The sequence below is a fragment of the Rhizobium sp. WW22 genome, assembly GCF_047041135.1.
Classification (GTDB): domain Bacteria; phylum Pseudomonadota; class Alphaproteobacteria; order Rhizobiales; family Rhizobiaceae; genus Rhizobium.
Map to the genome: position 1 here is coordinate 2,600,938 of NZ_CP178198.1, position 13,659 is coordinate 2,614,596.

At 60.7% G+C, this 13,659-nt stretch carries 12 protein-coding genes; 3 read left to right on the forward strand and 9 right to left on the reverse strand.

Annotated features, from left to right (window positions below; translation table 11 throughout):
- Positions 1 to 65: 65 nt before the first annotated feature.
- Positions 66 to 614, reverse strand: coding sequence for an NADPH-dependent FMN reductase (locus ACK83U_RS12875; RefSeq protein ID WP_112602891.1), 549 nt, complete (start codon positions 612 to 614; stop codon positions 66 to 68).
- Positions 615 to 685: 71 nt separating this feature from the next.
- A complete protein-coding gene (locus ACK83U_RS12880) occupies positions 686 to 2,059 on the reverse strand; it encodes a GH1 family beta-glucosidase (protein WP_112602893.1) in 1,374 nt (457 codons plus the stop codon).
- 257 nt (positions 2,060 to 2,316) lie between these two features.
- Between ACK83U_RS12880 and ACK83U_RS12885 the strand changes: the two genes are divergently transcribed.
- Complete coding sequence (locus tag ACK83U_RS12885) at positions 2,317 to 2,721, forward strand: DoxX family protein (protein ID WP_112602895.1); 405 nt, start codon at positions 2,317 to 2,319, stop codon at positions 2,719 to 2,721.
- A gap of 47 nt (positions 2,722 to 2,768) precedes the next feature.
- On the opposite strand, the gene ACK83U_RS12890 is transcribed toward ACK83U_RS12885, so the two are convergent.
- The 5 genes from ACK83U_RS12890 to ACK83U_RS12910 form a co-directional block, all read right to left on the reverse strand.
- Positions 2,769 to 3,956, reverse strand: coding sequence for a Gfo/Idh/MocA family protein (locus tag ACK83U_RS12890; protein WP_112602897.1), 1,188 nt, complete (start codon positions 3,954 to 3,956; stop codon positions 2,769 to 2,771).
- A 220-nt stretch (positions 3,957 to 4,176) separates the two neighbouring features.
- Positions 4,177 to 5,229, reverse strand: coding sequence for a sugar phosphate isomerase/epimerase family protein (locus ACK83U_RS12895; protein WP_112343252.1), 1,053 nt, complete (start codon positions 5,227 to 5,229; stop codon positions 4,177 to 4,179).
- Positions 5,230 to 5,495: 266 nt separating this feature from the next.
- Positions 5,496 to 6,443, reverse strand: a complete 948-nt coding sequence (locus tag ACK83U_RS12900) for a substrate-binding domain-containing protein (protein ID WP_112335191.1) — start codon at positions 6,441 to 6,443, stop codon at positions 5,496 to 5,498.
- A gap of 68 nt (positions 6,444 to 6,511) precedes the next feature.
- Complete coding sequence (locus ACK83U_RS12905; RefSeq protein ID WP_112602899.1) at positions 6,512 to 7,522, reverse strand: ABC transporter permease; 1,011 nt, start codon at positions 7,520 to 7,522, stop codon at positions 6,512 to 6,514.
- Between the two features lie 58 nt (positions 7,523 to 7,580).
- Positions 7,581 to 9,104, reverse strand: a complete 1,524-nt coding sequence (locus ACK83U_RS12910) for a sugar ABC transporter ATP-binding protein (RefSeq protein WP_112602901.1) — start codon at positions 9,102 to 9,104, stop codon at positions 7,581 to 7,583.
- A 166-nt stretch (positions 9,105 to 9,270) separates the two neighbouring features.
- On the opposite strand from ACK83U_RS12910, the gene ACK83U_RS12915 reads away from it, so the two are divergent.
- Both ACK83U_RS12915 and ACK83U_RS12920 read left to right on the forward strand, forming a co-directional pair.
- Entirely contained in the window at positions 9,271 to 10,296 is a 1,026-nt protein-coding gene (locus ACK83U_RS12915; RefSeq protein WP_112602903.1) for a substrate-binding domain-containing protein, read from the forward strand.
- Between the two features lie 12 nt (positions 10,297 to 10,308).
- Complete coding sequence (locus ACK83U_RS12920) at positions 10,309 to 10,713, forward strand: VOC family protein (RefSeq protein WP_112603047.1); 405 nt, start codon at positions 10,309 to 10,311, stop codon at positions 10,711 to 10,713.
- Here the strand turns inward: ACK83U_RS12920 and xylA are convergent.
- Both xylA and xylB read right to left on the reverse strand, forming a co-directional pair.
- Positions 10,704 to 12,014 (reverse strand): xylose isomerase, encoded by a 1,311-nt coding sequence (gene xylA, locus ACK83U_RS12925; RefSeq protein WP_112410050.1) that lies wholly within the window; start codon positions 12,012 to 12,014, stop codon positions 10,704 to 10,706. The genes ACK83U_RS12920 and xylA overlap by 10 nt on opposite strands.
- A gap of 172 nt (positions 12,015 to 12,186) precedes the next feature.
- Complete coding sequence (xylB, locus tag ACK83U_RS12930) at positions 12,187 to 13,644, reverse strand: xylulokinase (protein ID WP_112602905.1); 1,458 nt, start codon at positions 13,642 to 13,644, stop codon at positions 12,187 to 12,189.
- Positions 13,645 to 13,659 lie beyond the last annotated feature (15 nt).

The window sequence follows — 13,659 nt, forward strand, 5'->3', positions numbered from 1 at the left end:
AACGGTTAAGGCGAATTGGAGATTCCTACAGGAAATAGTTGTAGATCTGCCGAAACCGGAAGAATTCATGCCTTCGTGGCAATCGCCTGCGCGAAACGGCGGAGACTTGCGGATAAAAGGCCGCTTTCGCGCACTTCCAGCAGCATTGCGGCCTGTATCTCATCGCTCTTGCCAGCAACCGGGAGACGCAAGAAGGCGTCTTCAACGATATGCAGCGACATGGTCTGCAAGACATCGGTGAGCTGTGCCAATACGAGATCGCCGCGATGCGACGCGTGAGCAAACATCAGCGGCTTGAACGGCACCTCGTCCCGCGACACCAGCCAGTCCAGCGCGTTCTTGAAGCCGCCGGGTATGCCATGGGCATATTCCGGACAAGCGACGATCAAACCGTCTGCCTTGCGGATCTCGGCCGCAAATCTCTGAACGATAACTGGAGTTCGCTCACCCTCATTATCCGGATTGAAGACCGGCAAGTCGCCGATCAGATCGCAAATCGCTATGGTGATGCCTTCGGGGCAGGCGAGCTGCAGCGCCTCCAGCAGCCTGCGGTTGGCTGAGGCCCGCCGCTGGCTGCCGCAAAGCGCATAAAGAAAAATCGGCCGCTGAGTCATACATGCTGTCTATCAGGCCTCGCCGATTCGGGCGACAGACACCTTCCCCTTGAGAGCGAGGCCGAACCGCGTCAGACCGCTTTGTGGTTGCCCTTCGGAAACTGCGAGGCAAGCTCCCTGTACCACTTGCCGCTCTTCTTGATCGTACGCACCTGTGTCTCGTAATCGACATGGACGAGGCCGAAACGCATACGGTAGCCCTCGGCCCATTCGAAATTGTCCATGAGGCTCCAGGCGAAATAGCCGCGCATCGGATAGCCGTCCTTGATGAGATCGGCGACGACGCCGAGATGTTCCATATAATAATCGAGACGCGGCTGGTCATCGATCTCGCCGTCGACGACGCCCATGTTGTAGCAGGCACCGTTTTCGGTGATGTAGCACTCCGGCAGCTCGTAGCGCTTGTTGAGGTCCTCGACGACATGCTTCAGGCCGGGCGAATAAACCTCCCAGCCGATATCCGTCCTTACGTCACTGACCGGCGGCGCTTCCTTCGTCCAGGGGAAATCGCCACTCTTGGAGGCGTCATCGGAGACGCGCATCGGCATATAATAGTTCAAACCCCACCAATCGAGCTTCTGGTTGATGGTCTTGAGATCGCCGTCCTCGATGACAGGCATGCGATCGCCGAGCGCCTCGACGAACTCCTTCGGATACTCGCCCTTGAAGATCGGATCGAAGAAGGCGCCGTTGTGGAACTGATGCGCACGCTCGACCGCGGCCCGATCTTCCGGACGATCGGAGCCCGGCAGGATCGAAGCGGCATTGAGCACGATGCCGACAGGCACCTTCGGCGCCACGGAGCGGATCGCCTCGACGCCGAGACCATGCGCAAGGTTCATATAATGCATGGCGTAAAGGGCGGCCTGCATGTTGCGCTCGCCCGGCGCATGAACGCCATAAAGATGGCTCAGCCAGACGATGCACCAGGGCTCGTTGAAGGTGGCGACAGAGTCCAGACGATCGCCAAGGCGGGCCATGACGGTCTTGGCATAACGCTGGAAGGCATGCGCCGTCGAGCGTGCAGTCCAGCCGCCATCGCCGGCAAGCGCCAGCGGCAGATCCCAATGGTAGAGCGTCGCAAAGGTCTTGATCCCCCGCGCCTTGCAGCCGTCGACCAGACGATCGTAGAAATCGAGGCCTGCTTCATTCACCGGGCCGATGCCTTCGGGAATGATGCGCGGCCAGGCGATCGAGAAGCGATAGGCCTCGACGCCCATATCCTTGATCATATCGAGATCCTGCTCCAGGCGGTTATAGTGATCGCAAGCGACATCGCCATTATCGCGCTGATAGACGCGGCCGGGCATGTTGGCGAAGGCATCCCATATGGATGGCTTGCGGCCATCGGCCTTGGTGGCGCCTTCGATCTGGAAAGCGGCGGTGGCAACACCGAATGTGAAATCGCCGGGGAAGCGATCAGCAAGAAGCTTCGGATCGATCATGATGAAAATCCCGTCTATTTTGGCTTCGTTGGCTGCGGTTTAACCAAGCGGCATGACAAAGTACAGAGTCGGCGCCGGAAAACTGCAACGTTGCAGGCGCCGATAAACAAGTCGGCGAAAGGCGCCTGAAAGAATTTCGTCGGCGGCGGCAACACTCTTCGCACGGCTTGATAACATCAATGTCAACAGTCGTGACTTGTCATTTCGAAGCGGATCAATTGAGGGTAGCATCCAAACTCGACGACGAAAGGACACAAATGCTCCCTGCGATCCACGCCCTCCATCCTCATCTGCTGAGCCTGCTGCGCATCGTCGCCTCGCTTGTGCTCTTCAGCTACGGAACGCAAAAAGTGCTGCATTTCCCGGCGGCCGAAAATGTGCCCGCCGTTGGATCGCTGCCGTGGGTCGCCGGCCTGCTCGAACTCACTCTCGGCTTCCTCGTCCTGATCGGCTTCAAGACGCGGATTGCTTCGTTCATCCTGTCAGGCCTGATGGCCTTCGCCTATTTCCTTCGCCACGCGCCGCAAAGCTTCTACCCCGCGCAGAACGGCGGCACCGCTGCCATCCTCTTCTGCTTCATCTTCCTGTTTCTCGCCAGCGCCGGCGGCGGCCCGCTGAGCGTCGATGCGCTGACGAAGCGTAAGCAGGAAGCTGCCGCTTAAACAAGCAGGTCCGAGGCGGGTTCATCGCCTCGGACCTCACGTGAAGCTTAGAGCTTGACCCAGGCGCCGTTGCGCTTGGACGAGGCGACACAAGCCTCGACGAAAGCCACACCTTTCACGCCGTCATCGACGGTCGGATAGATCACAGCCGGATCGACCGCCACGCCCTTCTTACGGGCATTGATGGCACGCGCGGCTTCGGTGTAGATCGTGGCAAAGGCTTCCAGATAGCCTTCCGGATGGCCCGACGGGATGCGCGAGACGCGCGCCGCGGCGGCACCAGAACCGGCGCCATTGCGGGTGATCAAGCGCTTCTGGTCGCCGAACGGCGTGTACCAGAGATAGTTCGGATCGGCCTGCGTCCACTCGATACCCCCCTTGGTGCCGTAGACGCGGAGCTTCAAACCGTTCTCATGGCCGGGCGCCACCTGGCTGCACCAGAGCATGCCCTTCGCCGGCTTTTCCTTGCCCTTCGCCTTGAAGCGCAGCAGCACATGGCCGTTATCGTCGAGACGACGTCCCTCGACGAAGCTATCGAGATCGGCAGCAAGGCTGTCGAGCTCGAGGCCGGTCACGAAGGAAGCAAGATTATACGCATGCGTGCCGATGTCGCCGGTGGAGCCGCCGACGCCCGACTGGGCCGGGTCGGTACGCCAAGCCGCCTGCTTCTGGCCTGACTGCTCGATATTTTCGGTCAGCCAATCCTGCGGATATTCTGCCTGCACGATGCGGATATCGCCGAGTTCGCCATTCTCGATCATCTCGCGCGCCTGGCGGATCATCGGATAGCCGGTGTAGTTGTGCGTGAGGATGAAGAGCGCCCCACTTTCATCGGCCACCTTCTTCAGCTTCTTGGCGTCGGCAAGATTGGAGGTCAGCGGCTTGTCGCAGATGACGTGGATGCCGCGCCGCAGGAATTCCTTGGCGGCGTCGTAGTGGACATGGTTCGGCGTGACGATTGAAACCGCTTCGATGCCGTTCTTCAGCTTGGCTTCCCGGATCGCCATGTCGCGGTAGCTGGAATAGGTGCGCGAGGGATCGAGACCGAGATCGCGGCCGGATGCCACGGCCTTTTCCGGCGAAGACGAGAGCGCACCGGCAACAAGATCGAACTGATCGTCAATGCGCGCGGCGATGCGATGTACCGCGCCGATGAATGCGCCGGCGCCACCGCCCACCATGCCAAGCCGGATGCGCGGCTCCCGCGTCTGTTCCGATGATCCTTCGATTGCCATTTTGTCCTCCTGAGAATGGAATTGTTTGAACGCGATTGCCTGCCGCAATCGTCCCCTCTCCCCGCCTGCGGGGAGAGGGCTAGGGTGAGGGGCCGAGCCTTCTGCAAGCTCTGAATTGGTGGAAATCTCGAGAAGGCCCCTCATCCGTCCTCAAACGATTTCGCTCCGCTCATCGTTTGAGTCCACCTTCTCCCCGCACTTGCTGGACGAAGGATTCGGATTACAGGCCCAGCATGCGGCGGTTTGCCGCCTGGTCCGTACCGCTGCCGGCGAAATCGTCGAAGGCCTTTTCCGTGACGCGGATGATGTGCGCCTTGACGAATTCGGAGCCTTCGCGGGCGCCGTCTTCGGGATGCTTCAGCGCGCATTCCCATTCGACCACGGCCCAGCCGTCGAAATTGTTCGCGGTCATCTTGGAGAAGACGGCCCCAAAATCGACCTGGCCGTCGCCGAGCGAACGGAAGCGGCCGGCGCGCTCGACCCAGCCCTGGTAGCCGCCATAGACACCCTGGCGCCCGGTCGGATTGAACTCCGCATCCTTGACGTGGAACATCTTGATGCGGTCCTTGTAGATATCTATGTTCTCGAGATAATCGAGGCACTGCAGGACATAGTGCGAGGGATCGTAGAGCATGTTGGCGCGCGGATGGTTCTTCACGCGCTCCAGGAACATCTCGAAGGTAATGCCGTCGTGCAGGTCTTCGCCCGGATGGATCTCGTAGCAGACGTCGACGCCATTTTCGTCGGCATGGTTGAGGATCGGCGTCCAGCGGCGGGCAAGTTCTTCGAAAGCGGTCTCGACGAGGCCGGCCGGGCGCTGCGGCCAGGGATAGATGAAGGGCCAGGCGAGCGCGCCCGAGAAAGTCGCGTGCGCCTTGATGCCGAGATGCTTCGACGCCGTCAGCGCCATCTTCACCTGCTCGACGGCCCATTCCTGCCGCGCCTTCGGATTCCCCCGCACTTCCGGCGCCGCAAAACCGTCGAAGGCTTCGTCATAGGCCGGATGCACGGCGACGAGCTGACCCTGAAGATGGGTGGAAAGCTCGGTGACTTCGACGCCGTTGGCACGGGCGACACCGGCGAATTCATCGCAATAATCCTTCGAGGAGGCTGCCTTCTTCAGGTCGATGAGCTGGCTTGCCCAGGTCGGAACCTGCACGCCGATATAGCCGGCATCGGCAGCCCATTTCGTGATCGAATCCCACGAGTTGAACGGTGCCGCATCGCCGGCGAACTGACCGAGAAACAGGCCTGGTCCCTTGATCGTCTTCATCTGTAATTCCTCCCTAATCGCGTTCTGTAAACGTTTCCGATGCCTTTCGGACCCATATCCGAGGCGGCTGAGGTGCCGTAGCCTCCAAAAACTATAGGGTCGTCGGGCTGAAAGTCGAATGCCTTGCGACCTAATCACGGCACGCTGCAGACGGCAAGAGGTACGTGCCGCAAAATTTCCATCCGCCGCAAAACGGGTCTGATGGAAAACTTAAAAAACGCCCGCCGAAACCGGCGGGCGCCCTGGAAGATCAACCGAAAAACCGATCAGAACGGTGAATCGGGGAAGTAGAAGTCCTTGGCGTTGTCCTTGGTGACGAGCGTCGCATCCAGGATGTAGTTGCCGCGAATCGGAACCTGATCATAGAAATTGGCAGCCGTCAGCTCCATGGCGGTGCCGACCATTGCTGGCGGATAGAGCACGTCGACCGGGATCAGCTTATCGCCATCCATGACCTTCTTGATCATGTCCTTCGAACCGGCGCCGGCGACGATATACTTGATATCGGTGCGCTTGGCCTGCTCGATCGCCTGCAGAACGCCAACGGCCATGTCGTCATCCTGGCACCAGACGACATCGATCTTCGGGAATTTGGTCAGGTAATCCTGCATAACCTTGAAGGCGTCGTCGCGGTTCCAGTTACCGTACTGGCGGTCGAGAACCTTGACGTTCGAGCCGGCGATACCCTTGTCGAAGCCGTCCTGGCGCTGCTGATCGATCGGGATCGGCAGACCGCGGATGACGACGACCTGTGCATCCGGCGTGTTCTTCTTGATGTATTCGCCCGCGACCTGGCCAAGCGCCGGATTGTTGCCGGCGACATAGAGGTCACGGACGGAATTGTCGTTGTTGCTCGGCGCACGGTCGACGAGCGCCACGAACTTGCCCTTGTCCTTGACTTCCTTGATCGCGTTGACGAGCGGATCCGGATCCGACGGCAGGATCACGAGAGCATCGATGCCCTGTGTTTCAAGATCCTGCACGGCGTTTGCCTGGCTGGCGGCATCCGGCGAGGTCTTGACGATGACGTTCAGTCCCGGGTGCTCCGCCATCAAGAGCTTGGCAACGCGCTCGGCATGGAACACCACGCCCGAGGTCCAGCCGTGGTCGGCGGCCGGAATGGAAACGCCGATCGTCACCTTCTTGTCGGCGGCATGTACGGTGCCGGCCAGAGCCGCCATCACGACAGCCAAGCCTATGAATCTTTTTCGCATGTTTCTTCCTCCCAGATAGAGACAGGGCCTTAGCATGACGACCGGGCGCCCCCTGACCCGGTTATTCACTATTTGCGGGCAAGCGAACGCTGAACCAGCATGGCGATGATGATGATCGCACCCTGGATGGCGCTCAGCAGATACTCGCTGATGAAATTGGAAAGCAGCATGATATTGCCGACGAGCTCGAGGATGAACGCGCCGCAGATCGTGCCCCACACCCTGCCCGCGCCGCCCTTCAGCGCCGTGCCACCGACGACCACGGCGGTGATCGCCTGCAATTCCCACAGGCTGCCCGTCGTCGCCGATGTCGAACCGAGCCGCGGCACATAGAGAAGCACGGCGATGGCAACGCAAAAGCCCTGGATGATGAAGGCGATGGTTCGCACGCGATTGACCGCCACACCGGAATAGCGGGCAACGTCACGGTTGGAGCCGACCGCAATCACATGCCGCCCATAACGGGTGCGGTAGAGAATGAAAGCCGCAATGCCGGTGACGACGAGGATGACCACGATCGGCACCGGCACACCGAGCACGGCGCCATAATAGGCAGGCTTGTAGAGCGCCTGAATATCCGCCGGTCGCAAGGTGATGGCACCGCCCTGCGACAGCCAGGTCGTCAGGCCACGATAGACGCCCATGGTGCCGAGCGTCGCGATGAACGGTTCGATCTTGCCCATGGTCGTAATCAACCCGTTGGCAAGGCCGCATAGCAGGCCGGCAACGATCGAAAACAGCACCGCCGCCGCCAGCATCATAGAGGGATCGGCAATGACGCCCGAATTCATGAAGAGGATCATCAGGCTGGCGACGAAGGCGACCATCGCGCCGACGGACAGATCGAGATCGCCCGCCGAAATGACGAAAGTGGCACCGACCGCGATGATGGCAATGAAGGCGCATCTCGTCGCGACATTGGTGAGATTGGTGATGCCGATGAAGTTCGGATTGACCAGTGCGCCCACGATCAGAAGCAGCACCAGGGCCGCGAAGGGCGCCACGGCCCTAAGATCGACATCCCGCCAGGAACGCCCTCGCCGGCCTGTCTTGCCGCTGCTGTCTTCACCCACGCTCATAACCAAAACCAACCTCCCGTCCCATGATTGCTGGGAATTCGCCCTGCTCCACCGCCCTTCAGGCGGCCGTCTTTTTCTTCAGGCCCGCCGCATAACGCATGATTTCCTGCTCGGTAATCTCTTCGCCTTCGAGCACACCGACGATCCGACCCTCTCGCATCACCGCAACCCGCGTGCAGAGCCCGATGACCTCGGGCATTTCCGAAGAGATCACGATGATCGAATGACCATCGCGCGCCAGCGCGGAAATGAAATGATAGATCTGCTGCTTCGTCCCCACATCGATGCCGCGCGTCGGCTCGTCGATAATGATGATCTGCGGCTCGGTCTCCATGATCTTCGCCAGAAGCAGCTTCTGCTGGTTGCCGCCGGACATGCGGCCGGCAACGATGTTTCCGTCACGCACACGTATGTCGAAACGGCGTCGCGCCCGCGTCAGCGCATCCGCTTCGCTGGAGGCGCTCAGATAGCCGAACTTGCCGTGCCGGTCGAGCGACTGCAGGGTCAGATTGACGACCATGCCCGAATTCAGAAGCAGACCCTTCGATTTGCGGTCCTTGGTCATATAGGCAAGGCCGGCATCGATGGCCGCATGCACGTCATGCGGTGGCACCGTCTGGCCGTTGGCGACGACCTCGCCAGCAGCACGCGAGCGCAAACCGACGATCGCTTCCATCAGCTCCGTGCGCCCCGAACCGATCATGCCGGAAAAGCCCAGTATCTCGCCCTTGCGCAGCTCAAAGCTCGCATCGTGGACGTAGCCGGTGGAAACCGAGGCGACGCTGAGCACCACCTTCTCGTCGACATCCGGCTCGTTCTTGGCCGGATAGAGGCTGGAAAGCTCGCGCCCGACCATCAGCTGGGCGATCGATTCGCCATCAAGCAGCGAGGTCGGCGATGTCTTCACCCATTGGCCGTCGCGCAGCACCGTGACGCGATCCGTCAGCTCCATCACCTCATCGAGCTTGTGGGAGACGAAGACAAAACTGGTTCCCTGATCGCGCAGCTTACGCACCTGCTTGAATAGGAAATTGGTTTCCTCGCGCGACAGGACGGCGGTCGGCTCGTCCATGAAGACGATGCGCGCATCGCGGCTGATCGCCTTGGCGATCTCCACCATCTGCTTGTCGGCAATGGAAAGCGAGCTGATCACGGCATTCTCGTCGACATGCGAGCCGAGGAGATCGAGCACGCGCCGCGTTTCGGCACGCATATGCTTGCGATCGAGCATACCGAGCCGTGTAACTTCGCGCCCGAGAAACAAGCTCTCGGTAACGGTCAGATGCTCAGCGAGATTGAATTCCTGATGGATGATGACGATGCCGAGCGCTTCCGCTGCACCGTTCGGCGGCAGCTTTACCGGCTTGCCATCGAGCAAAATCTCACCGGAGGTCGGCTGCTCGAAGCCGGACAGGACCTTGACAAGCGTCGACTTTCCGGCGCCATTTTCGCCCATGAGCGCATGGATTTCGCCGGCCCGAAGATCGAAGTTGACGCTGAACAGCACTTGTACGCCACTGAAGGCCTTGGAAATCCCTCTCGCAGACAGCACGACCGCACCGTCGACGGTTTCCGAACCCATTGCATCCTCCCTGCGGTCCCACCCGCTTTCCACGGTATGTAAACCTTTACATACGTCGTGTAAAGGTTTACATCGTTGGATATCGCACAAAATTTCGCGGTTACCTTTGACCTCCACGTAAGTCTGTGTAGTCTCCAGCCCGAGACGAGACCCAAGGCAGAGCGCAGTGTCGAATTCCACGCCCGCAACTATCGAAGACGTCGCCCGAATTGCCAATGTTTCGATAGCAACGGTTTCGCGGGCCATCCATACTCCGGAGAAAGTCGCCAATTCGACGCGGCTGAAAGTCAATCAGGCTATCGCCGTCACCGGTTATACCACCAATGCCATGGCGCGCAGCCTCCGGCTCGGCCGCTCGAACATGATTCTGGTCGTGGCGCCCGATATCGGCGATCCCAATTTCTCGAATATCCTGATCGGCCTGGAAAACGAGGCGCGTTCGCACGGTTACGGCATCCTGATCGGACACACGCAGAACGACGCGCAGCGTGGCCTGGAATATCTGAAATTCCTCAATTCCAACCAGGCGGCAGGTCTGATCCTCTTCACCGGTATCCTGCCCTTCGGTCATCAGACCATGACAGCGCGGCTGCCGCCGAGCGTCGGCGTTTTCGAGCCAGTCTTCAACGGCGGCATTCCCTATGTCGGCGTCGACGATATTGCCGGCGCCCGCAAGGCCATCGACCTGCTGATTGCCGAGGGCCACCGCAAGATCGCCTTTATCGGCGATTCCCGCACCCGCCTCGCCTACAGCCGGCGGCGCATGGGCTACGAGGCCGGACTGGATGCGGCCGGCATCGGACAAGATATGCGCATCGTGCTGGAAGGCGACGGCACCATCGAGAGCGGGCGGCTCTCCGTGGAGCAGTTGTTCATGCGCGATACGCTGCCGACAGCCTTCATGTGCGTCAACGATCAGACCGCGATCGGCGTGATGATCGGCCTGAAGGCACGCGGCTATGATATCCCCGAGGATTTTTCAGTGACCGGCTTCGACGACGTCCCGCAAGCCGTCTTTATGACGCCGTCGCTGACGACGATCCGGCAGCCACGCACCGCCATCGGCAAGCATGCGATGGCGCTTTTGCTGGAACTGCTTTCGGATGGCGAGCCGCCCGAGACGGAGATCCTGTTGCGGCCGGATCTCGTGGTGCGAAATTCGGTCTCCCCACCGCCGCGCCTCCGGCGATAGGTGGACACAACGATGCCGCTCGGCAGAATCACCCTCTATGTCCGCAATGTCGAAGTGACGATCAGCTTTTACGAGAAGCATTTCGGGTTCAAGCCGCTCTATCTGGAGGGCGATCGGATTGTTGAGCTGCTCGCGCAGGATGGCGGCGCCAACCTGCTGATCCATCCGGCGGGCAAGGCGCAGAAAATGGGCCAGGTGCTGGTAAAGCTGGTCTTCGACGTCGAGCATGTCGAAGCTTTCCGCACTAAGTGTGCGGAGGAGGGACTGGAGTTCGGGCCCCTGCACCAGGCCGACGGCTATATTTTCGCCAATGCGAAGGATCCCTCAGGGAATCCCATAGCCATTTCCAGCCGCGCGTTTCGGCTGAAATCGGGAGGCGATGAACCACCGCCTCCCGAAGCTGTCGATCAAACGTAACGGTTGACGATGTTTTCCAGCAGTTCCTGCTTGCCGGACTTCGGCTGCGGGTTGACGTCCTTGGTTTCGACCCACTGAGCGATCTGATCGAGCGAATATTCACCGCGCAGCAGCTTCTGGCCTTCGGCCGAATCCCAGCCGGCGTAACGGTCGGCGAGCGGCTTGGAGAGCGCCTTGTCCTCGATCATCTTGGCAGCAGCCTTCAGGCCGCGGGCGCAGCAATCCATGCCGCCGATATGGCCGATGAGCAGATCTTCCGGGTCGAGCGACTGGCGGCGCAGCTTGGCGTCGAAGTTCGTACCGCCGGACTTGAAGCCGCCGCCTGCCAGAACCTGGTAATAGGCCAGCGTCATTTCCGGAACGTTGTTCGGGAACTGGTCGGTATCCCAGCCGGATTGGTAGTCGTTGCGGTTCATGTCGATCGAGCCGAAAATGCCGAGCGCATTGGCAAGCGCCAGTTCGTGCTCGAAGGAATGGCCGGCAAGGATCGCATGGCCCTGCTCGATATTGACCTTCACTTCGTTTTCGAGGCCGTACTTCTTGAGGAAGCCGTAAACCGTGGCGACGTCGTAGTCATACTGATGCTTGGTCGGCTCCTGCGGCTTCGGCTCGATGAGGATCGTGCCCTTGAAGCCGATCTTGTGCTTGTATTCGACGACGAGATTGAGGAAGCGGCCCAACTGATCCAGCTCCCGCTTCAGGTCGGTGTTGAGCAGCGTCTCGTAGCCTTCGCGGCCGCCCCAGAGAACGTAGTTTTCGCCGCCGAGCTTATGGGTGGCATCCATGCAGGTCTTCACGGTCGCAGCCGAGAAGGCGAAGACATCCGGATCAGGATTGGTCGCGGCGCCCGACATGAAACGACGGTTGGAGAAGAGGTTTGCCGTGCCCCAGAGCAGCTTTACGCCAGTATCGGCTTGCTTCTTGGCGAAATAGTCGACGATCTCGTTGAGGTTCTTGGTGTTCTCGGCAAAATTCTTGCCTTCCGGCCGTACGTCGGCATCGTGAAAGCAGTAATAGGGAGCGCCGAGCAGGGTGAAGAATTCGAAGGCGACATCGGCCTTCAGTTTGGCGGCTTCCATCGTCTCGTTGAACCAGGGGCGAAGGAAAGTCTGACCGCCGAAGGGATCGCCGCCCGGCCAGGTGAAGGTGTGCCAGTAGGCGACGGCGAAACGCAGATGGTCTTCCATGCGCTTGCCGGCAACGACTTCGTCCTTGTTGTAATAGCGGAAGGCCAGCGGATTGGTGCTGTCAGGCCCTTCGTATTTTACCTTGCTGATGTCACCAAAAAATCCGGTACTCATATCTCATCTCCTTGGGTTTGGTGTTTCGGTAGTGTTGTTCACCTGTCGGCAAGGCCCCCTCATCCAACCCTTCGGGCCACCTTCTCCCCGAGAGGAGAAGGTATGGGCGGCTGCCGCAAACTCGGTCTCACCCTCTCCCCTCGGGGAGAGGGCAGGGTGAGGGGGTTTCACCTCAAGCTATGCCCAGCGGCTTGATCGCCGGATAAACCGCGCGGTAGCGCTTATAGGCATCCGCATAGGCATCCGTCAGCGACGCAACCGGATCGATCGTGCCGGCCGTCTGCGGCGGGGTGCAGACCGCAACCGGATCGGCGCCCGTCGCGGCAATCAGGCCGAGACGGGCGGCACCAAAGGCTGCGCCGAAATCGCCGTCCGCCGGCAGGTCGACGGGCACGCCGAGCGCGGTGGCGATCGAGGCCAGCCAGTAGCGCGAACGCGAACCGCCACCGATGGCGGTTACGCGCGCAATATCCGTGCCGGCGGAGCGCAGCGCTTCGAGATTGTCGCGAATGGCGAAGGACACGCCTTCGAGCACGGCCTGCGTCAGCACGGCGCGGCCGCTTTCATGGCCGAGACCGATGAAGGCACCGCGGATCGTCGCGTCGTTGTGCGGCGTGCGCTCGCCCGAGAGATAGGGAAGGAAGGTTACGCTGGTCGGCGCCTTCAGCGTCTCGCCAAGCTCGGCGGTGAGTTCGGCAGCAGACTTGCCTGTCACATGCGAATGCCAGTTGAGCGCATCGGTTGCCGAGAGGATGACGCCCATCTGATGCCAGGTGTTGGGCAGCGCGTGGCAGAAGGCGTGAACCGCGCTTTCAGGCTTCGGCAGATAGGAGCCGTTGGCCGCGAAGAGCACGCCAGAGGTCCCGAGCGAAACGAAGGCCGCACCATGGCTGACCGTGCCCATGCCGCAGGCCGAAGCTGCGTTATCCCCTGCCCCGCCGGCAACGACGACATCGCCGCCGATACCCCATTTCGAGGCCAGTTCGCCGCGCAGCTTGCCGGCAACTTCGGTGCCTTCCACCAGCGTCGGCATCTGCTTCTCGTCAAGATTGGTCGCGGCCAGCAGCTCTGAGGACCATTCGCGCTTGCCGGTATCGAGCCAGGAGGTGCCGGCCGAGTCAGACATTTCCGACATGTGCTCGCCGGTCAGCCACAGGCGCAGATAGTCCTTCGGCAGCAGCACCCAGCGTACCCTAGCGAAAATCTCCGGCTCATGCTTGGCGACCCAAGCGAGCTTCGGCGCGGTGAAGCCGGGGAAGACGATATTGCCGGTCAATGCCCGGAAGCGCGGATCGGCATCGAGCGCGGCAGCCTCGTGATAGCTGCGCGTGTCGTTCCAGAGAATGCAGGGACGCAGCACCTTGTCGTCGGCATCGAGCAGCGTTGCGCCATGCATCTGGCCGGAAAGGCCGATGCCACGCACAGCCGCGAGTTCCTTCGGATGCGCAGCCTTCAATCCGGCCACAGCCTCTTCGGTCGCGCGGATCCAGTGGGCCGGATCCTGCTCGGACCAGCCGGGATGCGGGCGCGACACGTCGAGCCCGCCATTGGCGGAGCCGATGATCTTCTGATTGCCGTCGATCAGCATCGCTTTGACGCCGGACGTTCCGAGATCGAGACCCAAATACATCAGATATTACTCCCT